This is a genomic window from Parahalioglobus pacificus (assembly GCF_014652275.1).
Taxonomy (GTDB): Bacteria; Pseudomonadota; Gammaproteobacteria; order Pseudomonadales; family Halieaceae; genus Parahalioglobus; species Parahalioglobus pacificus.
This window is the reverse complement of the sequence record NZ_BMYM01000002.1, coordinates 770,223-790,363: the sequence shown is the minus strand read 5'-3', so window position 1 is coordinate 790,363 and position 20,141 is coordinate 770,223. Positions and strand designations below refer to the sequence as shown.

The following is a 20,141-nucleotide window of genomic DNA, read 5'->3' as shown; positions in this document are numbered from 1 at the left end:
GGCGCCAATGACAGAATCCGCCCTTGGCGCCGCCATCCGGGAATTTCTGACCTACCTGCGCGAGGTTCGCCAGCTCTCGCCGCATACCCTGACCAACTATCAACGTGACCTGAATGCCCTGCTTCTGTTTTGTGACGCTGCTGGCCTTTATGAGCCCGATGCCGTGCAGGAGAGCCACATTCGCCAGTGGGTAACCGGCATGCACCGCAAAGGCCTGGCAGGCAGCAGTATTCAGCGCAGCCTCTCCGCATGCCGCTCCCTATACAACCACCTCGGGCGTCAGGCTGGACAGCCTCGCAACCCAGCCGCGGCGGTGCAGGCGCCGCGCAAACCGCGCAAGCTGCCGAAAACGCTGGATGCGGATCAGTTAGATCATTTCCTCAGTAAGAGCGACGACAGCCCGCTGGGACTGCGAGATCTGGCTATTGCCGAACTATTCTATTCGTCAGGGCTACGCCTGGCTGAGCTGAGCTCGCTCAACATTCACGATATCGATCGTAATGGCAGACTTGTAACTGTCACCGGTAAGGGCAGCAAGACACGCACCGTACCGGTGGGACAAGCCGCGCTAACCGCCATCGATAACTGGCTGGCGCAGCGCCCCGCCCTGGCACCCGACAGCGACTGCGCCGACGCCCTGTTCACCAGCAGCCGTGGCGGCAGATTGAGCGAGCGCTCTATTCAGGCGCGCCTGCGATTACTGGGCCGCAAGGCGGGCATGCGCCAGGATGTTCACCCCCATATGCTCCGGCACTCCTTTGCCAGCCATATGCTGGAATCCAGTGGCGACCTGCGGGCCGTACAAGAGTTACTGGGGCACGCGAATATCGCCACAACGCAGATATACACGCATCTGGATTTCCAGCACCTGGCCAAGGTCTACGATGCGGCACACCCCAGGGCCAGACGCCGCAAACCCAAACCGGAGTAAGTCATGCCCATAGAGGTGATCACCTTCGACCTGGACAACACGCTCTGGGACGTTGAGCCTGCGCTATTGCGTGCTGAAGATGCCCAGCGAGACTGGCTGCTTCAGCACCGCCCCGGCACCATTGATAACTATGATCACGAAGGGCTGTGGGAATTCAAGAAGCAAGTCTGGAAGCGACACCCCGAGCTTCTCCACAACGTCAGCCAAATGCGACTGGTCACCCTGCGGGAGCTACAACTCGCAGCAGGGTTTACAGAAGAAGAGGCAGAGACCGGGGCCGAGCACGCCTTCGCCGCGTTTTTGACTGAACGACACAAGGTGCAGTTGTACGAAGAGGCATTAGAGATACTGGAACAGTTGGCCGGCCGTTACACGTTAGGGGCTCTGACTAACGGCAATGCCGACATCTACAAAACAGACGCCGCAGAGTATTTCGATTTTGCGTTTCTCGCCGAAGACATTGGGGCCGCAAAGCCTGCGCCGGACATGTTTCAGGCAGCGCTAGCCCATGCAGGCACCACACCGGACTGTATTGTTCACGTGGGTGACAACCCGGATCACGACATCAAAGGGGCTCAGGGCGTGGGGATGTATACGGTCTGGATGAACGGCAGGAACCATAGCTGGCCGGGTGGCCGGCGGGCCGATGCAGAGATTAGGAATCTAAACGAATTGCCGGCGGCCGTAGAGGCGCTGGCGGGATAAGAAAAGGCCGGCGCCGAAGCACCGGCCATTGCTGCCTCAGGTTTTGCCTTTGAGGATGCGCTTCTTGGCGTCGTTGTATTCACGCTCTGAGATCACACCTGAATCATAAGCTTCCTTCAGATCTAGCAATTGCTGGCCCTGAGTTTCAGTCTGCTTAACCGTGGTGGTGCTGCCGCCACAAGCCGCAACGCCCAGCGTCATGGCCAGCACAGCAGCTGTCAGTGCAGTTTTCTTTAGCATGGTGTTTTACTCCTTTGGGTTGTTATCAACGGCGGCCTAAACGGCAGACTCGCCGGTCTCGCCTGTGCGAATACGAATAACCTGTTCCAAGCTGGATACAAATATCTTGCCGTCGCCTATTTTACCCGTATTTGCAGCACCGATGATCGCTTCCAATGTGGGCTCTACCTGCTCGTCAGCCACAGCTATCTCAAGCTTGAGCTTGGGCAGGAAATCCACCACGTACTCGGCACCCCGGTACAGTTCAGTGTGTCCACGCTGGCGGCCAAAGCCTTTCACCTCTGTCACCGTGATGCCTTGCACGCCTATGTCAGACAGTGCAGTACGCACATCGTCCATCTTAAAAGGTTTAATGATTGCGGTGACCAACTTCATGGCAAGGCGCCTCGCAGAACTGGATCATCCTATTATGAAAGGCAAATGCAGAATCGCAAGCCATAAAAAAGGGGGGCCAAAAGGCCCCCCAAGCACGCATCGCAAAATGCGCCCGCAAGACTATTTCGCGCTGACAAACTCCGGGTAAGCTTCCATGCCGCACTCGGCAAGGTCCACACCTTCGTACTCTTCTTCTTCGCTGACGCGAATGCCCATCACCATCTTCAGGACAAACCAGGTAGCGAAGCTCGCTGCGAATACCCAGCCAAAGATCGTGGCCGCGCCGATCAGCTGACCGCTGAAGCTTGAGCCGTCGTTAGTCACCGGTACCAGCAGCAGACCCAGCAGACCCACAACACCGTGCACTGAGATAGCACCAACGGGGTCGTCAATCTTCAGCTTGTCGAGGCCAATGATGGAGAACACAACCAGCACGCCGCCCAGGCCGCCGAACAGGGTTGCCTGCAGGGCAGTCGGGGTTGAAGGCTCAGCAGTAATTGCTACCAGGCCAGCCAATGCGCCGTTCAGTGCCATAGTGAGGTCGGCCTTGCCGAACATCAGCTTGGCGACCAGCAGTGCTGCGATCAGGCCGCCAGACGCCGCAGCGTTGGTATTCAAGAACACAACCGCTACGGAGTTAGCGCTTTCCACAGTCGCTGTAGCCAGCACGGAACCACCATTGAAGCCGAACCAGCCCATCCACAGGATGAAGGTACCCAGCGTTGCCAGTGGCAGGTTGGCGCCGGGGATCGCCTGGGCCTGACCCTGAGGGCCGTATTTGCCCTTGCGAGCACCTAGCAGGATTACGCCAGCCAGTGCAGCCGCCGCGCCCGCCATGTGGACGATACCGGAGCCAGCGAAGTCAGAGAAACCGAGGTCACCCAGCGTGTACATGCCAAAGACGGGCATACCACCCCAGGTCCAGCTGCCTTCCAAGGGGTAGATGATGCCGGTCATGACAACCGCAAAGGCAAGGAAAGCCCAGAGCTTCATGCGCTCAGCCACCGCACCAGAGACGATCGACATAGCCGTGGCTACGAACACAACCTGAAAGAAAAAGTCTGCCGAGGGTGCGTAGGTTGCTGGCTCATCTGCTCCAGCAACGCCGTCAGCTGCAAGGCCGCTGAGGAATGCTGTGAAGTCACCGCCACCGTACATGATGGAGTAACCGCACACCATGTACATGGTGCAGGCCACTGCAAACAGCGCCACGTTTTTCAGAAGGATTTCAGTGGTGTTCTTGGAGCGGACAAGACCGGACTCCAGCATGGCGAAACCGGCCGCCATCCACATAACCAGCGCACCACACACAAGGAAATAGAATGTGTCCAGCGCGTACGATAATTGAAAAATATTGTCTTCCATTGGAATGAACTCTCTCTAATCGGGTAAGCAGGGTTAGATGGCGTCTTCGCCGGTCTCACCGGTACGAATCCGGATCACCTGTTCCAGCGTGGAAACGAACACCTTGCCGTCACCGATCTTGCCGGTGTTAGCTGCCTTGGTAATGGCTTCGATGGTCTGGTCTACAACCCCATCAGCAACCGCCACTTCAATTTTCACTTTGGGCAGAAAATCCACCACGTACTCTGCACCGCGGTAAAGCTCAGTGTGGCCCTTTTGACGACCAAAGCCTTTGACCTCAGTCACGGTAATGCCCTGTACGCCGATTTCTGATAACGCTTCGCGCACATCGTCCAGTTTGAATGGCTTCACGATAGCCGTGATTAACTTCATGTTTCTCTCCTGGTCTTATTGCGGCGCCCCGTGAGGCGCCGAGTCGGATTTCAGCGCGCCTTACAGGCTCTTGGAAATGCTGAATACGATGGTGTCATCGACTAGATCGTCCAGGCCAAAATACTCGTCGCCGTCCAAATCAGTGCCGACCCATGCCAGACTCCAATCAACGGCGAAGTAGGAGGCAGTCAGACCTACCGAATAGTCGATGTAAGAATCACCGTCTGACAGAAATACATCAGCGTCATCGAAATCATTCAGACCGACGTGTAAATCCAAAGACAGGGTGTCCGACAGACCGAAGCTGTAGTCCGCGTAGTAGTAGAAGAAGCTGCCAGATTCCGCGTAATAATCATCTGAGTAATGAATACCGACAGTACCGTCTGCAAATGATGCACTGGCGTAAATTTCCTGGTAGTCACCTTCCAATACGCTGCTGTCACCGGGATAGTCGTAGTACAGGTAACCCACGTCCAATGCCAGGCCTGAATCGCCGATATCGCTGGCCCACCCCACGTAGTAGTCCAGTTCCAAACTGCCGTTCAAGCCCTGCGAGCTGTCAAGATCGAAATCCACAGACGAGCCCCAAGTGCCTATGTAGATACCATTGTCGAAGGCAACGTCAAAACCACCCTGTACGGCGATGTCGTCGTTGGACTGCGAAATGCCCCGGAAGCGGTAGTCGCTGGTCAGAGCAACATTGCCGCTAATTTCGACTTCTGCCTGCGCCTGATTGACGACGCCGCCGGCAAGAAGTGCAGTGGCCATTGCAGCGGGAAGCATTTTTTTAATCAGCATGTTTCATTTCTCCTAGTTGGGCGTTGCCGCACTGTTTGCTGGGAGCGCTAGCAGTTACGACACAACGCACTGTGATTCATTGCTGTGCTCCCGATAGAGCGAACGCTGTGCCAGAAATCTATAAATCTAATAAAAACAGTAGGTTAATGTGTAATTGCGCACCTATGGGGCGGGAAGAGAACACTCTGTCACTGCGTGAACCGCACCATTTGAGAGCGTTGCACCATATAAGTGCACACCGATGCGCTGTGAGTGCGTCTGGCTTTGCTCTACTATCGGTACCCAACGACATCAACGACAGGTCTTACCAGATATGGCGATTAAACCCCCCAAGCCACCACCCATTACCGATGTGATCGAGCAGGTCAATCAGCTGGTAGGTAACAGCGGAATACGCGAGGAGGTCGATAAAGGCGTACGCACACTGGCCCAATCCGCGCTGCAGAAGCTGGACGTCGTCAGCCGGGAAGAATTCGACGCCCAGACCGAGGTACTGAAGCGCACGAGAGCACGTGTGCTGGAGCTGGAGCAAGAGCTCGACGCCTTAACGCAGGCGCTGGATGCACAGGGAACATCGCCGGCGAACTGAACCCATAACAGCACCCCTCTGCTCAAGGATGAGCTATGGAATTTGCCACTGTTCGCAGCCGCGCGGAGTGCGGTCTGCAGTCACCACCCGTCACGGTTGAGGTTCACCTCGCCAACGGCTTGCCTGCATTCAACATGGTGGGCATGCCTGAAACTGCCGTGAAAGAGAGCAAAGACCGGGTGCGCAGCGCGCTGGTCAACAGCCACTTTAGCTTTCCCGATCGACGCATCACCGTAAATCTGGCCCCCGCCGACCTGCCCAAAACAGGCAGCCGGTTCGATCTTCCCATCGCTCTCGGGATTCTTGCCGCTTCCGGACAACTACCTGCCGAAACACTTCAAAAGCGCGAATGCTTTGGCGAGCTTGCACTGGACGGAGGTATCCGCGCAGTGCGCGGCTTGCTGCCCGGAGTGCTGGCAGCAGCCGCCGACGGTATGGCTGCCGTCATACCCGCTGACGAGCACAACCTTGGAGTGCTTGCATCCCGGGCGAAGCTCGAACCCGCCACCAATTTACTCAACCTTTGCGCCAGCCTGAAAGGGCTTGCGCCCTTTGCACCATTAAAGCGCACACAAACATCCGTCCTGAACACTGCAGCCAGCGACATGGCCGATGTCGTGGGCCAAGCTGTTGCCAAACGTGCATTGGAGATTGCGGCAGCCGGCCGACACAACGTTCTTTTTTTCGGCCCTCCTGGCACCGGTAAGTCGATGCTAGCCAGCCGGTTGCCCGGCCTGTTATCACCTCCCTCCGAGGAAGACTATCTCACCAGCATTGCGCTACATGACTTGGCACAGATGACACCTACAAGACCCGGGCTGCCGCCATTTCGCTCACCCCACCACAGCGCCAGTGCCGCGGCACTAGTGGGTGGCGGCGCTGTGCCAAGACCCGGCGAAGCATCATTGGCCCACGGCGGCGTGCTGTTTCTGGACGAGTTGCCAGAGTTTCAGCGCCCGGTGCTGGAAGCCTTGCGTGAACCCATGGAGAACGGGGAAATCACGGTCTCTCGCGCTCGCTTTAAATTCCGCTTCCCGGCGCGCTTTCAGTTGGTTGCAGCGATGAACCCCTGCCCCTGCGGTTATGCCGGGGATGAGGAGCGTCACTGTCGCTGCACACCTGAGCAGGTCGCGCGCTACCAACAACGCGTGTCAGGGCCACTGCTGGACCGGATTGATCTGCACGTTGGCGTCACACGCCCACCCGCGCAACAGTTGCTAACGACGCAGTCACAGGCGGAGAGCAGCGCCGAGGTGAAGGCGCGTGTAGATAGCGCGCTGGCGCACCAACTGGCAAGGCAGGGGTCACCCAACGCGCAGCTTACGCCTGATGCTCTGCTGCAACATTGTCAATTGCTCACATCCGATGCGCAGTGGTTGCAGTCGGCAGCGGACTCGCTGGCTCTGTCCGGTCGGGCCCTGCACCGCACACTGCGCGTAGCACGCACGATCGCAGATCTTGCTGGCGCAGACTCCGTTGAACGCAGCCAGCTGGCCGAGGCGCTAAGCTACCGACGGGCGCCAGCAGAGCCACACCGTTAAAGACCAAACCTCATACAGATGTCCCCAAGTCGATGCACTGCGGCAGTTCCTTTCGGCGGCGCGGGCTAGCACCGTGACGGAGCACAGCGCTCACCCCGGCTCGCCTTGCCTACGCCGAACAGGCTAATTACTATCGACTAATAGTTAGTAGTTTGGAGCAAAACCTGTGAGCCACTGCCCCTTTGCCAATCTTCTGGACCCTGATACCTACGCCGGAGGCATGCCCTATCAACAGCTGAAGGCGGTGCGCGATACCGGCCCGGTGGTGCGTATGGAAGACCCACTCACTGGCGTACCTTATTGGGTGGTCACACGTCAGGCTGAGCTCGACTATGTCTCCAAGAATCCCGCCCTGTTCTCATCCGCGGAGCGCAGCGCGTTCCCCATGGAGTACGACCAGGAGATGGTTGAAGGCATTCATCGCAGCACCATCATCAATATGGACCCGCCCCAGCACCAGCGCGTCCGCCGCATTGTGCGTAATGCCTTCACGCCTAAGCGGGTGGAGTCCTACGAGGCAAAATTCAGGGAACACGCAAAAGCGATTGTCGATGCCGTGGCAGCTCGCGGCGAGTGCGAGTTCGTCGAGGAAGTTGCGGCAGAGCTTCCACTCATTGCCATTCTGGAATTGCTTGGCGTGCAGCTTCAGGACCGCAAACAGTTCTTCGACTGGACCAACACCATGATCTTTGCCGACGATCCGGACATGGCCACCTCAGAGCTGGAGGGGCAAATGGCGTCGCTGGAGGTGATTCAGTACGCCCTGAAACTGGCGGAGCAACACCGCGCCCAACCCATGGACAACATCACCGGCGCCCTGCTCGATGCAGAGCTGGACGGCGACCCTCTGACGGAAGACATGTTTGGCTGGATGTTCATCCTGATCTTGGTGGGCGGCAATGAATCCACTCGCACAGTTATCGCACAGGGTATGCGACTGCTGATGGAGCACCCGGACCAGCTGCAATACCTGGTAGAGAACCCGGAGAAAATCGGCGGTGCGTGTGAGGAGATCCTGCGCTACAACACGGCTTTTATCGCCATGCGGCGCACTGCCATGGAAGACCTGGAGTTGGGCGGCCAGGCCATCAGCAAGGGCGATAAAGTGCTGCTGCACTATCACACGGTGAATATGGATGAGACCGTGTTTGGCGAGGACGCGATGGACTTCGACGTCACCCGTCCTGAGCGCATGCCTGACCTGTATAACCAGCTGCGCTCCTTCGGCATTGGGCAACACTTCTGCATTGGCTCGCACCTGGCACGGCTTGAATTGCGCATTATGTTCGAGGAAATCATCCCACGCCTACGCCAGCCCCAGTTTGCCGCAGAGCCATTGTTCGTTCGTTCATTCTTTGTGAATGCGATGAAAGCGATGCAGATTCGTTTCGAACCGGAGGCGGAAAGCGCTGCCTGACGCAGCGCTGACGATAGCTGGGTGTACTTGCTACGGAACTAGTCGTTCCAGGTTTCGGCGCGTGTGCGTCGAAGGCGCTGTCGGTAGTTGGATTTGGCGAGCTGCTGCATATCCTCAACGGTATCGCTTTCGTCCATGATCTCCCGGCCCAGCAACGTCTCTACCGCATCCTCCAGCGTCACAATGCCTGAGGTCTGACCATACTCATCTTCCACAAGGAAAAGGTGCTCACGGCGCTTGATGAACTGGTCCAACAGATGAAGCACCGGTAGCTCTTCCGATACACGGTGCACCGGCAATACACAGTCAGTCACTGAGGTATCCGCCTCTTGATGCCTATCGAGCTCCAAAAGCTTTGGCTTGAGCACCACACCAACCACCGAATCCACGTCACCTTCGTAGACGGGAATCCGCGTGAACGGAACCTCTTCCAATAGCTCCAGCGCCTGCGCAACGCTCTGGTTCACATCCAGTGCTGTGACCACCGTGCGTGGCGTAAGTATCTCTCCCGTGCGGGTCTCTTTGAGCCTGAGGATGTTTCCCATCAACTCGCTCTCCTGACTTCCCAGAGAGCCGTGGCGCTCACCCAGCTTGGCCATGGCCGCCAATTCTTCACGGCTGATGGTTTCGCTGTGACCACCCGCAAACAAACGCGTCAGCTGACTGGATATCCACACGAAAGGAAACAACAAACGCACCAGTAAGCGAATGGTGACTGCCGCTGGCAGAGCCAGCTGCTTCCAGAAGACGGCACCCAGGGTCTTGGGAATGATCTCGGAGAGATAGAGAATCGCCAGGGTCAGCAGGAACGCAATAAGGCTTTCCCACTGCGGCCCAAACACGCGCACGGCCTGGGCGCCCACACCGGCAGCGCCCATGGTGTGCGCAAAGGTATTCAGTATCAGAATGCTGGACAGGGATTCATCAATCCGTTCACGCACGAGCTTTAGGGTTTGTGCCCGGCGCGGTTTACTGCTCAACGCGCTCTCAACGTAACCTGGCGTCACGCTAAGCAGCACAGCCTCAAGGATGGAACACAGAAAAGAGACGCCGATAGCGATGGAGAGATAAATGACGAGTAGCGTCATGAAATGTGGTCAGGCCCTGCTGCTGTTGAATGTGCATTGTAGCTTATGCTCGCGGCATTGCATCGCCAGCCCATCGCTGCAACTCCTGCGCCAATACATGCTAGCCTGTTGACCTGACGTTGGTTTGGAACGCTCCATGGAAAGCACTGCCGATATCCTCGAAAAACTCAGCGCCTACGGCGAACTGATCGTATCGGGCCTACTCATCATGCTCGGGGGCATGGTAGCGATTCTGTTGCTGTATCGGCTGGTGGCAGCACTGATCAAACCCGGCACCCTGTTCTCGCGCATCATGAAAGTTGTTTTCGGCGCCATTTACGCACTGATCCTGGTCATCACGGTAATGCTTGCGGCCGAGCGTCTGGGTTACGACGTCGAGGGGCTGGCGGGCATTGCCATACTGTTGGTGATCGTGGGTGCCATTGTGGTGTTCTTCCTGATTCCTTTCCTGCCACGACTCCCCTATGTCGTGGGCGACATGGTGCAGCTGCGCGGCGTGATGGGCTCCGTGGAAGCCATCACGGCCTACCAAACCGTGGTTCGCACCTTCGATGGACAAACGGTCTACCTGCCCACCGCGCTGGTCATGGCCGGTGCCATCAATAACTTCACTCAGGTTCCCCAGCGCCGGGTGGAGCTGACACTCACCGTGAATGCCAGCGATGACCTCGGTGCGGCCAAGACACAGTTGCTGACACTGATGAGTAGCGAATCAGCTGTGCTGGCGGAGCCACCGCCGGCGGTATTCGTGACCGGCATTGAGGATGGCCGGGCAACACTGTTTGCCTTTTGCTGGGTTGCCAACGCTGACTGGTTCGCCACCCGCGATGCGCTGTGGATCGCTGCCGCCGAGGCGTTCTCGACCTCTGATGGATTCACGCTGGCCGCACCGCAGGTGTCCGTTAAAACAGAATCTTCGACCTAAGTTTGCCGCGGCGATAGTCGCGGCACACCTAGCTGGCTACAATGGCGTTTTGACCAGCGGTACACCCCCGACGTGACTCAACTTAACCCCCGCCAGCGTGAGGCGGTGCGCTACATCGACGGCCCCTTACTGGTGCTGGCCGGCGCGGGCAGCGGCAAGACCAGCGTAATTACCCAGAAAATCGCCTACCTGGTGCAAGATTGCGGCATCAGGGCCAAGCACATCGCTGCGGTGACCTTCACCAACAAGGCTGCACGCGAAATGCGCGATCGCGTGGGCAAACTACTGGGCAAAAACGCGGTGGAAGGGCTGACGGTCAGTACGTTCCACCAACTGGGTCTGAACATCATTCGTCAGGAGAGAAAACACCTGAGCCTGAAGAGCGGCTTCTCCATCTTTGACTCTCAGGACTCACAAACCCTGATCCGGGATCTGCTGGTGCAAGAGCATGGCACCGAGGGGGACAAAGCCGCGCTGATCCAACACCGGATTTCCCAATGGAAGAACGATGCTGTGGCACCAGAGCTGGCCGTGAGCGAGAGCAAGAACCCTGCGGACATGCTCTGTGCACAGGCCTACCTGCGCTACAACCGCGCGCTCAAGGCCTACAATGCGCTGGACTTTGACGATCTGATCCTACTGCCCACGCAGCTGTTTGCGGACAAACCTGACGTGCTGGAGCGCTGGCAAAACCGCGTACATTACCTATTGGTCGATGAATACCAAGACACCAATGCCAGCCAGTACACCCTGGTGAAACAGCTCACCGGACTGCGCGGCGGTTTAACCGTGGTCGGCGATGACGACCAGTCCATCTATGCCTGGCGCGGGGCAAAGCCCGAGAATCTGGCTCAGCTGCAGGAGGATTTTCCCGGCCTGAAGTTGGTCAAGCTGGAACAAAACTACCGCTCCACCGCCCGCATCCTGGGGGCGGCCAATACCCTGATCGCCAATAATGCGCACGTGTTCGATAAAACCCTTTGGAGTGAACTGGGTCACGGCGAACCGCTGCGGGTGATTCGGTGCGCCGATGAGCAGGCGGAGGTCGACCAGGTGGTCGCCGAAATCCTAGACCACAAACTGCGTAAGCGCACCCGCTTCGGCGACTACGCCGTGCTTTACCGTGGCAATCACCAGGCACGCATTCTTGAGCTGGCCCTGCAGCAACAGCAGGTGCCGTATCACATGAGCGGCGGCACTTCGTTCTTTGCACGTAACGAGGTTAAAGACATCATGGCCTACCTGCGGCTGCTGCTGAACGAGAACGACGACAACGCGTTCCTGCGCATTGCCAACGTTCCGCGCCGCAAGCTGGGCACGTCTACCCTGGAAGCTTTAGGTGTTGTGGCCAATCAACGCCGCTGCAGTCTGATGCAGGCCATAGGTCGCGCCAATTCGGGCGAAATAGCGGAGGCCGGACTTACCCGCCTGCGTGACTTTCGGCTCTGGCTGGAAGAGCGTCGGCGCGCCAGCGAGGGCGGCGGCGGTATCAGCGCCGTGCGCAAGCTAATCGGCGATATCGGCTATGCCCACTGGCTGGATCAAATCAGTTCCTCGGAAGACGTTGCGGAGAAACGCATGGCCAATGTCGATTTTCTGATCGACAGCCTGAACCGTGTTATGCAGGACGAGGCGGTAGAGCTGGATGAGGCTATCTCACGACTTATCCTGAGGGACATGCTGGAGCAGCAAGAAGAAGAGGACGCCCGTGATGACCGCGTGCAACTCATGACCCTGCATGCTGCCAAGGGACTGGAATTCCCGCATGTGTACATCATCGGTATGGAAGAAAACCTGTTACCACACCGCGCCAGTGTCGAAGAGGGCAATCTGGAAGAAGAGCGCAGACTGGCGTACGTAGGCATTACCCGGGCGCGGGAATCACTGGCTATGACATTCGCCGCGAAGCGTCGTCAGTTCGGCGAAACCCTGGATTGTGAACCCAGTCGATTCATTGATGAGCTGCCTCAGGATGACCTGACCTGGCAGGGACGCGAAGACGACGACGGGAGCGCCAACGTCGCCCGGGGCCAGGAAACCCTGGCCGGGCTAAAGTCATTGTTTGCCTGAGGGCTATATGCGATAGCAGACTGCTGCGGAGTTGTGTACCCGGCATGATCAAACACCCGCACTCTCCAGCTCTGACTATCGCCTTACGATGAAGAAGCCGGCGACTCCGCTGTGTCACTGGTTGCTGGCGTGGCAGCGCCCTGCCCTTTAAGCTGTTCGCGCAAACTCTGCACCATCGTGTAAAAACCAGGGATGAAGAGCGTGCCGACAACCAAAGCAGCCAACATGCCGCATAACACTGTAATGCCCAGCGAACGCTGACCAAAGGCGCCCGCGCCGGCAGCAAACACCAGCGGCAGAATACCGAGAATGAATGAAATTGCCGTCATGCACACCGCCCGGAAACGCAGACGCGCTGCCTCACGCGCCGCAACGGCGATGTCCTCACCCATATCCTCGCGCCGTGTCTTGGCGAACTCCACAATCAGAATCGCGTTTTTGGCCGCCATCGCGATCAGCAGCACCAGTCCGATCTGGGCGTAAAGATTCAGTGCCGTGCCGGTGAGCAACAAACCGGCGATCGCACCGCCGATGGCCATAGGCACGACGAGAATAATGGCGAAGGGAATCGACCAGCTCTCATATTGGGCAACCAGGAACAGGTAGACAAAGATCAGCGCCATGGAGAAGGCCAACACGGCTGCAGAACCGGCTTCCCGCTCCTGATACGCCATGCCTGTCCACTCAATACGGTAACCCGAAGGCAGCGTATCGGCCGCCATGCTTTCAAGGGCCATCATGGCCTGGCCACTGCTGTAACCCGGCGCGGGCCCTGCTCGCACCGATGCCGCACGGAACAGGTTATACCGCTGGGAGACATCGGGACCCAGAATAGGTCGCGTTGTCACCAGGGTACTCAGGGGGACCATCTCGCCACCGGCAGACTTCAGGTAGAAGTAGTCCAGATCCGAAAGGTCTGAACGGAACTCCGACTCCGACTGCATGATGACCTTGTAGGTTTGACCAAACTTATTGAAGTCATTGATATACAGCGAACCCATCTGGGCCTGGAGCGTCATAAAGATTTCGCTCAGGGATACCCCCAGGTTCTTTGCCTTCACCCGATCTACGTCGATGTAGTACTGGGGAACATTAGCGCGGTAGGTGCTGAATACGCCAGCCAGCGCGGGATTCTGATTACCGTCAACGATGAAGTTATTGAGGGTGGCCGCCAGCTCAGAAACTGGCCGTGAAAGGGAATCCTGCAAGAGCAGCTCAAGGCCCCCCACCGCGCCCATACCGGGCACTGCCGGTGGGGTAATCGCAAAGACCTGGGCCTCGGGCACCTCAGACACCACACGTGCGTTCAGGCGCTGGGCCACGCTGAACACCAACTCTTCCTTGTCCTCTCGCTCGTCCCAGTGCTTCAACACCACAAACAGCGTGCCGCCATTACTGGCCATGGCTCCGGTGAGAATTGAAAACCCGGTAATGGAAGTGACGGTTTCTACGCTGGGGTCCTCGGCCATGATCCGCGTGACTTTGTCCATGACATCCTTGGTGCGATTGATAGAGGACGCATCGGGCAATTGCACGTTCACGAACAATGCACCCTTATCCTCATCCGGCACGAACCCGGTGGGCGTACTGATAACACCCAGACCCAGGGCCGCCATCCAGGCAACAAACACCATGGCGACAACCACCAGTCGTCGCAGCACCCATTGCACGCCGGTATCGTAGTGTCCGGTCAGCCAGCCAAACCCCGACAGGAAGGCGGTGTACCAGCGCGCCTCTTTCTGTTTTCCAGGCTTTAGCAGCAGAGCACACAGGGCGGGGCTCAATGTCAACGCGTTGATTGAGGAAAACACCACGGCCACGCAAATGGTGACCGCAAATTGACGGTACATTTCACCGGTGATACCCGGCAACAATGCCACAGGAATAAACACCGCGAGCAGCACCAATGTGGTGGCGATAACTGCGCCGCCAACCTCCTGCATAGTGATCAGCGCGGCGTCCACAGGACTCATGGTCGGGTCTTCGCGCAAATGACGATCACAGTTTTCGATCACCAGGATGGCATCGTCCACCACAATACCAATGGCCAGAATCAGGCCGAACAGGGTTACCGTATTGATCGACATGCCCATGGCCAGCAGTACCGCAAAACTGGCGATCAGGGAAACCGGGATAGCCACCGAGGGCACCAGAGTGGCGCGCCAGCTACCCAGGAAAACAAAAGTAATGGCGATGACCAGAGCAACGGCCTGCATCAGGGAAATCACTACCTGATTCACCGCAGTGGAGACATAACGTGTGGTGTCGTAGCCCACGACATAGTCCATGCCTTCCGGGAAGCTCTTGGCCAATTCAGCAACCAGCTCGTCCGCCGCCTCACCAGCTGCGAGGGCGTTAGCGTCGGCCAGCAGGTACAGCGCCAGATTTACCGCTGGGATGTCATTGGTTTCACCGTAGAAGTTATACCCCGACTGACCCAGCTCCACGCGGGCAACGTCTTTTAAATAAATGGCGGAGCCATCTGGCTTTGCTCGCAATACAATCTGTTCAAACTCCTCGACGTCCTGAAGGCGGCCCTTGGTCTGCAGGGTGTACTCCGTTTGCAAAGGGCCGTCGAAGGGCGGCGCACCGATTTTACCGGCAGCCACTTGCACGTTCTGCTCAGACAGGGCACTGCGCACGTCCATCACCGACAAACCGAGCGTCGCCATACGATTAGGGTCCAGCCACAAACGCATCGAATAATCTGCCTCGCCCAAGATCTGTGCGGAGGAAATACCCTCTACCCGGGCAATGGCGCTTTGGATATTGATTTTCACGTAATTGGAAATAAACGCGTAGTCCAGCGATTTGTCCGGTGATGTAAAGCTGATAATTTTCAGGATGTCGGGTGACTGCTCATCAATGTTCAGGCCCTGTGCTGTCACTTCTGCAGGCAGGGAGGGTTCCGCCAGCTTCACGCGGTTCTGCACTCTGACCAGAGCCATGTCGGGGTCGGACCCGATCTCAAACGTCACCGTGAGTGAATAGCTGCCATCGTTGGCACTTTTGGAGGACATATAAATCATGCCCTCCACACCGTTCACCGCATCCTCAATCGGTGTTCCCACCGTCGCCTCGACAACCTCTGCCGAGGCACCGGGGTATACGCCGTTAACCACGATGTTGGGCGGCGAGATCGCTGGATATTCGGTAATAGGCAGGGTGACAATGGAAATACCACCAGCCAGCGTCAGAACAATCGCAATGACCAGCGCGAACTTGGGGCGTTTAATGAAGAATGCGCTAAACATCAGGCGTCTTCGCCTTCTGTTGCCACTTGGTTGTCGCCGGACTCGCTGGAATCCGTGAGGGAGCGCACCGACACCGGCATACCCGGTCGCACCTGCTGCAAACCTCGAACGATCACGCGATCACCGGCTTCTACACCTTTCTTAACCAGCACCTGCTGATCCATGCGGGCACCCAGCTCAACGTTATGCCGCACCACCGAGTTGCTCCCATCTACCAGCAACACAAAGCTGCCCTGCTGATCTGCTTGCACCGCCGCCTGGGGTACAAACAGCCCCTCAACCAAGTCGGTTTCTTGCAGCAGAATGCGCACGTACTGGCCCGGTACCAACAGAGCATGGGAATTGGGGATCAATGCCCTGGCCTCCAGCGTACCCGTCGCCTCGTCGATCCGGTTAGAAAAGTAATCTATGTGGCCGATCTCTGGGTAGGTCTCACCGTTGGCCAAGCGCAGGCTCACTTCAACGTTTTGCAAGTCTTCCGGATTTGCGCCTCGCGCGTTATCCAGACGCTCTGCCATTGCTGCCACATAAGCGGCTTCATTAACCTGGAACAGCGCCTCAATCGGATCAATGCTGACCAACGTAGTGAGGTTGCCACTGTTAGGCCCCACAAGATCGCCTGGGCTTACGGCGCTGCGCGCAATGCGTCCAGTAAAGGGTGCCCTGATCGTCGTAAATCCAAGATTGACCTCAGCGCTGGTGACCTGGGCATTGGCCGATTCTATGCCGGCGTCCGCTTCGAGTTTTTTGGCGGTAAGGTTGTCCATTTCAGCCTGGCTAATCGCACCTTGCGGCAACAGCTCCTTGCCCCGGCGGAAGTTGCGCGCGGCATTGGCCTGGTTGGCCACAGCCGATGCCAGCCCGGCCTTGGCACGCGCCAGCGCGGCCTCATACTCTGAGGCGTCGATGGTATACAGCACCTGGCCCGTCTCTACCGTCTCACCCTCTTTGAAATCTCGCGTTTGCACATAGCCAGTCACCTTGGCCTGCACAGCGACGTCATCGCGCGCGTGCAGCCTTCCGACGAACTCAGACTTGGGCTGGTAGGGCTCAGACACCACCTCATCCACCACGACTTCGACCACACGCGGTGGTGGGGCTTCCTGGGAACAGGCAACAAGGAGCACTACGGGAAGTATCAGGGTCAATCGTAACAGCACAGTCGCGGTCCTAAACAGACGGGATTCAGCCAGTGTAGTGCAACTGCGACAACAAACGAGTCCCTGAACACAAAAACTGCGCGATAGTGCCAACTTCCGAGCACAAAAAAGCCGCCCTAAGGCGGCTTTTCAGGTTAACAGCGGTTAGTGCTTACTGGCTGTTTTCCACCATGTAGTCAACGGCGGCGTAAATCTCGTCATCAGAGCAGTTCATGCAACCGCCTTTGGCGATCATCCCCGTGCCGGGCACACCGTTTACGCCAGCGTCGTGCAGCGCCGCTGTGCCCTTGGCTATGCGATCCGCCCAGGCAGCCACATCACCCAGTACAGGTGCCCCGCCAGCGCCGGTGGTATGACAGGCCATGCAGGCACCGTTGTAGACGTCTTCGCCGGAACGGGGGCCAGAGGCCGCTGCAACGGCCGCGCCACCACAGCTGCTATCACCCTGCAGGCAGATTTCGCCAACAGGCTTGATGCGGTCTTCGATCGCGCTGCGCTGCGCACCGGTGAGCTCTACTGCAGCGGCAGCTGCAGCAAGCGTCGCTGCAGCAAGAAATACGGTCACTCGAGTAATCACGTGTCATTCCTCTTTCAAAACGGCGCGCATTATAGCGATTTCGGCCCGTCGATAAAACTGCCCATAGAGGCGGCTGTCACGCTCTGTTAGCATCCCTGCAGCCTGACCAAACAGCGGAGAAATTCATGAAACTGTACACCTACGACCCTGCCCCCAACCCCAAGCGCCTGGGGATGTTTATGGCCTATAAGGGCATCGATATCGAGACGGTTCAGGTCGACATGATGACCCAGGAGCAATTGGGTGAAGCCTATCTGGAAGTGAATCCTCTGGGCACGGTACCGGCACTGGTGCTGGATGATGGCACCACGCTCACTGAGGTGATTGGCTGTTGCAACTATCTGGAAAGCCTCTACCCCGAGAAACCACTGATGGGCAGCACCGACCTGGAGCGCGCGCAGGTGATCAGCTGGGATCATCTGCTATTCGTGAGTGTATTCATGGCGGTTGCCGAGATTTTCCGGAATGGCAATCCCAATTTTGCCGGCCGGGCATTGCCCGGAGCGCTGGGCATCGAGCAGATTCCCGCGCTGGTTGAGCGCGGTCAGCGCCGCCTCGAAGCCGGATGGCGCACCGTGGACAAACGCCTGGGCGAAGCCGATTTTCTGGCCGGAGATAACTTCTCACTGGCGGATATCGACTTGATGATCTTGGCCGAGTTTGCGGGTTGGGCGGCAAAATCACCGGTGCCGGAAGACTGCGCCAACATTCTCGACTGGATGCCACGGGCGAAAGCGTCCTTCGAAGGCAGCTAACACTTGCCACTGCTGGGCTAAAAATAAATCGCCAGCTGCACAAACGCCGAGGGGCCGGTACTCAACCTGAGCCCCTCAATGCCGCTGTCTATTCCTCCGTACTCGGTACCGCCCGGTCCCAAGGGTACATTGGCCGCCATCAAAAGCAGCCAGTCCTCACGCACATCCCATTGAGCCACGACCTGCGCCAGGGCAGAGCCGTCACCCATGTTGTAGAACACATTGGGCGTGATGTTCAGCAATGGCGTCACCTCTACCTGCAGCGAGCCGCCCAGGTAGTGCCTGCCAAGGGTGAAGAGTTCGCCGCGGTTAATGCGCTCGGTCAGCTCTGATGCGTCGGCGATATCCTCCGGGGTGTACTCGCTCTGGCGCAGTCCAAACCCGTTGAAGAAGTACTCGGCCACAGCACTAACGTTGTAACCACCTGGCGTCCACGACCAGGACCAGTTCGCCACCAGGCTGGTGACCATGCCGTCGTCCGTGTCGGTGAGCATCACATCGCCGCGCAGTACCGCATCACCCACATTGGCCACACCGCCGACAGCTACGACAGTGTCGTTGTAATGCTCTGCCAATAGAAGGTCGTATTCCCGGTCCATGCCAAAGCCATGAAACTTGATGGCATTGGACTGCACATCGGTGCTGACATCACCGGCGTCATCGCGTCGATGCACGGAGACAAACTGCCAGTCACTGCCCGAGTCCAATAAGTACTGCCCGTAGAGCATGTCATCGCCAAACTTGTACTCGGTGTCGATTGCCGCGGGGTCAAAGGGATTAAAAAAATCCACGGGGTTATAGATCAACCCATTGCCCCAACTCACCGCCTGGCGACCAAAGCGCAGCACCGCTTTCTCACCGGTGTAGTCCAGATGCAACCTGTCCAGGCGATGAACCAGCAGGGTATCGTCGGTGTCAGTGATGGTGCCCGTGAGGTCGAACCAGCGCCTGTCGTCGTCCGGCAGTGGCAGCGGCACCACAAAGCTATTACCCAGCGTGCGTCGCAATTCCAACGAATCGCCGTGTAGGCCCAGCACCTGGTAATCGGCCTTTAGCTGCCATGCACCGCTGCCTGCGCTGAAGTTGAAGCGCAGATCCAAGCCCTGGTCATTGGCGACCGCACCAACGCTTTCTCGGAACAGGCTGTCGTCAGGGTAACTGGCACTGAGAAGAATGCCTTTGGCGTGACCACGCTCAAAAGGATTAGCGGCGACCGGCGCAACCAGGGCGCAGCACAGCGCGGGTATCGCGCAAGCCAGCGCGCGCAGGCTGGCCATTCACACAACCATCGCGGTGGGTTCCTGGGCTTCATCACTGATCATGCGACCGTCCTGCAGTTTCACCAGTCGACGGGCGTAGCCCATGACACGGCTGTCATGCGTAGCAATGACAAAGGTAATTCCGCGCTGGTTCAGTGACACGAACAGGCCCATCAGCTGGGCCGCACTGCGTGTATCGAGATTGGCGGTGGGCTCATCCGCCAGCACAAGTTTGGGCTTACTGGCTATGGCTCGAGCCACGGCAACGCGCTGTTGCTGGCCACCCGAGAGCTCTGCCGGCAATCGACTTTCCAGCCCTTCCAAACCGACCTCGGCCAACACTTCCTGCACACGCTGGCTTCGTTGCCGGGCGTCAACGCCCTGCACCTGCATCACAAACTCCACGTTCTCACGCGCAGAGAGTACGGGCACCAGGTTGTAAGCCTGAAAGACAAAACCTACATTTTGCAGTCGCATATCGGCGAGCTGCCCGCGCGACAGATCTGTCAGCACGGCGTCACCCACCTGTATGCGGCCACTATCGGGAGTATCCAGACCACCCATGGCATTCAGCAGCGTGGTTTTACCGGAACCCGAGGGGCCAGACAGGCACACAAACTCACCTTCTTCGATGCTCAGGGAGACATGGTCAAGCCCGACTATGGTCTCCCCCCCCTGCTCGAAGGTTTTGCACAGATCATTGCAACGAATGGATGACAT

Annotated in this window: 19 protein-coding genes; 8 read left to right on the top strand and 11 right to left on the bottom strand. The window is 57.9% G+C overall.

Annotation, left to right across the window (positions count from 1 at the left end; translation table 11 throughout):
• Positions 1 to 7 precede the first annotated feature (7 nt).
• The gene (gene xerC / locus IE089_RS12350; RefSeq protein ID WP_189478104.1) at positions 8 to 931 is read left to right on the top strand and encodes a tyrosine recombinase XerC; all 924 of its coding nucleotides are present in this window, start codon (positions 8 to 10) and stop codon (positions 929 to 931) included.
• A 3-nt stretch (positions 932 to 934) separates the two neighbouring features.
• Positions 935 to 1,636: an HAD family hydrolase gene (locus tag IE089_RS12345; protein ID WP_189478103.1), complete on the top strand. Its 702-nt coding sequence runs from the start codon at positions 935 to 937 to the stop codon at positions 1,634 to 1,636.
• 36 nt (positions 1,637 to 1,672) lie between these two features.
• Here IE089_RS12345 and IE089_RS12340 read toward each other — a convergent pair whose 3' ends face one another.
• The 5 genes from IE089_RS12340 to IE089_RS12320 all read right to left on the bottom strand — a co-directional run bounded on the left by IE089_RS12340 (position 1,673) and on the right by IE089_RS12320 (position 4,786).
• Positions 1,673 to 1,876, bottom strand: a complete 204-nt coding sequence (locus tag IE089_RS12340) for an SHOCT domain-containing protein (RefSeq protein ID WP_189478102.1) — start codon at positions 1,874 to 1,876, stop codon at positions 1,673 to 1,675.
• 36 nt (positions 1,877 to 1,912) lie between these two features.
• Positions 1,913 to 2,251 (bottom strand): P-II family nitrogen regulator, encoded by a 339-nt coding sequence (locus IE089_RS12335; protein ID WP_189478101.1) that lies wholly within the window; start codon positions 2,249 to 2,251, stop codon positions 1,913 to 1,915.
• A gap of 120 nt (positions 2,252 to 2,371) precedes the next feature.
• The gene (locus IE089_RS12330; protein WP_189478100.1) at positions 2,372 to 3,616 is read right to left on the bottom strand and encodes an ammonium transporter; all 1,245 of its coding nucleotides are present in this window, start codon (positions 3,614 to 3,616) and stop codon (positions 2,372 to 2,374) included.
• 33 nt (positions 3,617 to 3,649) lie between these two features.
• A complete protein-coding gene (gene glnK / locus IE089_RS12325; RefSeq protein ID WP_189478099.1) occupies positions 3,650 to 3,988 on the bottom strand; it encodes a P-II family nitrogen regulator in 339 nt (112 codons plus the stop codon).
• 60 nt (positions 3,989 to 4,048) lie between these two features.
• Positions 4,049 to 4,786, bottom strand: coding sequence for a TorF family putative porin (locus IE089_RS12320; protein WP_229802743.1), 738 nt, complete (start codon positions 4,784 to 4,786; stop codon positions 4,049 to 4,051).
• 313 nt (positions 4,787 to 5,099) lie between these two features.
• On the opposite strand from IE089_RS12320, the gene IE089_RS12315 reads away from it, so the two are divergent.
• The 3 genes from IE089_RS12315 (at position 5,100) to IE089_RS12305 (ending at position 8,333) form a co-directional block, all read left to right on the top strand.
• Complete coding sequence (locus IE089_RS12315; RefSeq protein ID WP_189478098.1) at positions 5,100 to 5,375, top strand: accessory factor UbiK family protein; 276 nt, start codon at positions 5,100 to 5,102, stop codon at positions 5,373 to 5,375.
• Between the two features lie 35 nt (positions 5,376 to 5,410).
• Entirely contained in the window at positions 5,411 to 6,916 is a 1,506-nt protein-coding gene (locus IE089_RS12310) for a YifB family Mg chelatase-like AAA ATPase (RefSeq protein WP_189478097.1), read from the top strand.
• Positions 6,917 to 7,082: 166 nt separating this feature from the next.
• On the top strand, positions 7,083 to 8,333 hold the full coding sequence (locus IE089_RS12305) for a cytochrome P450 (RefSeq protein WP_189478096.1): 1,251 nt from the start codon (positions 7,083 to 7,085) through the stop codon (positions 8,331 to 8,333).
• 38 nt (positions 8,334 to 8,371) lie between these two features.
• Here the strand turns inward: IE089_RS12305 and IE089_RS12300 are convergent, their stop codons facing one another.
• Positions 8,372 to 9,421 (bottom strand): CNNM domain-containing protein, encoded by a 1,050-nt coding sequence (locus tag IE089_RS12300; RefSeq protein WP_189478095.1) that lies wholly within the window; start codon positions 9,419 to 9,421, stop codon positions 8,372 to 8,374.
• Positions 9,422 to 9,557: 136 nt separating this feature from the next.
• On the opposite strand from IE089_RS12300, the gene IE089_RS12295 reads away from it, so the two are divergent.
• Together IE089_RS12295 and IE089_RS12290 are read left to right on the top strand one after the other, a co-directional pair.
• Positions 9,558 to 10,346 carry a mechanosensitive ion channel family protein gene (locus IE089_RS12295; RefSeq protein ID WP_189478094.1) on the top strand — a complete coding sequence of 263 codons (789 nt, stop codon included), beginning with the start codon at positions 9,558 to 9,560 and terminating at the stop codon, positions 10,344 to 10,346.
• A 72-nt stretch (positions 10,347 to 10,418) separates the two neighbouring features.
• Positions 10,419 to 12,416, top strand: a complete 1,998-nt coding sequence (locus tag IE089_RS12290; protein WP_189478093.1) for a UvrD-helicase domain-containing protein — start codon at positions 10,419 to 10,421, stop codon at positions 12,414 to 12,416.
• 83 nt (positions 12,417 to 12,499) lie between these two features.
• On the opposite strand, the gene IE089_RS12285 is transcribed toward IE089_RS12290, so the two are convergent.
• The 3 genes from IE089_RS12285 to IE089_RS12275 all read right to left on the bottom strand — a co-directional run bounded on the left by IE089_RS12285 (position 12,500) and on the right by IE089_RS12275 (position 17,407).
• The gene (locus tag IE089_RS12285; RefSeq protein ID WP_189478092.1) at positions 12,500 to 15,670 is read right to left on the bottom strand and encodes an efflux RND transporter permease subunit; all 3,171 of its coding nucleotides are present in this window, start codon (positions 15,668 to 15,670) and stop codon (positions 12,500 to 12,502) included.
• The gene (locus IE089_RS12280; protein WP_189478091.1) at positions 15,670 to 16,830 is read right to left on the bottom strand and encodes an efflux RND transporter periplasmic adaptor subunit; all 1,161 of its coding nucleotides are present in this window, start codon (positions 16,828 to 16,830) and stop codon (positions 15,670 to 15,672) included. The genes IE089_RS12285 and IE089_RS12280 overlap by 1 nt, the downstream gene beginning before the upstream one ends.
• 151 nt (positions 16,831 to 16,981) lie before the next feature.
• On the bottom strand, positions 16,982 to 17,407 hold the full coding sequence (locus IE089_RS12275; protein ID WP_308428842.1) for a c-type cytochrome: 426 nt from the start codon (positions 17,405 to 17,407) through the stop codon (positions 16,982 to 16,984).
• Between the two features lie 125 nt (positions 17,408 to 17,532).
• Here IE089_RS12275 and IE089_RS12270 point away from each other — a divergent pair, with 125 nt between their 5' ends.
• Positions 17,533 to 18,162, top strand: a complete 630-nt coding sequence (locus IE089_RS12270) for a glutathione S-transferase family protein (protein WP_189478090.1) — start codon at positions 17,533 to 17,535, stop codon at positions 18,160 to 18,162.
• Between the two features lie 17 nt (positions 18,163 to 18,179).
• Here the strand turns inward: IE089_RS12270 and IE089_RS12265 are convergent, their stop codons facing one another.
• Entirely contained in the window at positions 18,180 to 19,439 is a 1,260-nt protein-coding gene (locus IE089_RS12265; protein ID WP_189478089.1) for a hypothetical protein, read from the bottom strand.
• Complete coding sequence (locus IE089_RS12260) at positions 19,440 to 20,141, bottom strand: ABC transporter ATP-binding protein (protein ID WP_189478088.1); 702 nt, start codon at positions 20,139 to 20,141, stop codon at positions 19,440 to 19,442.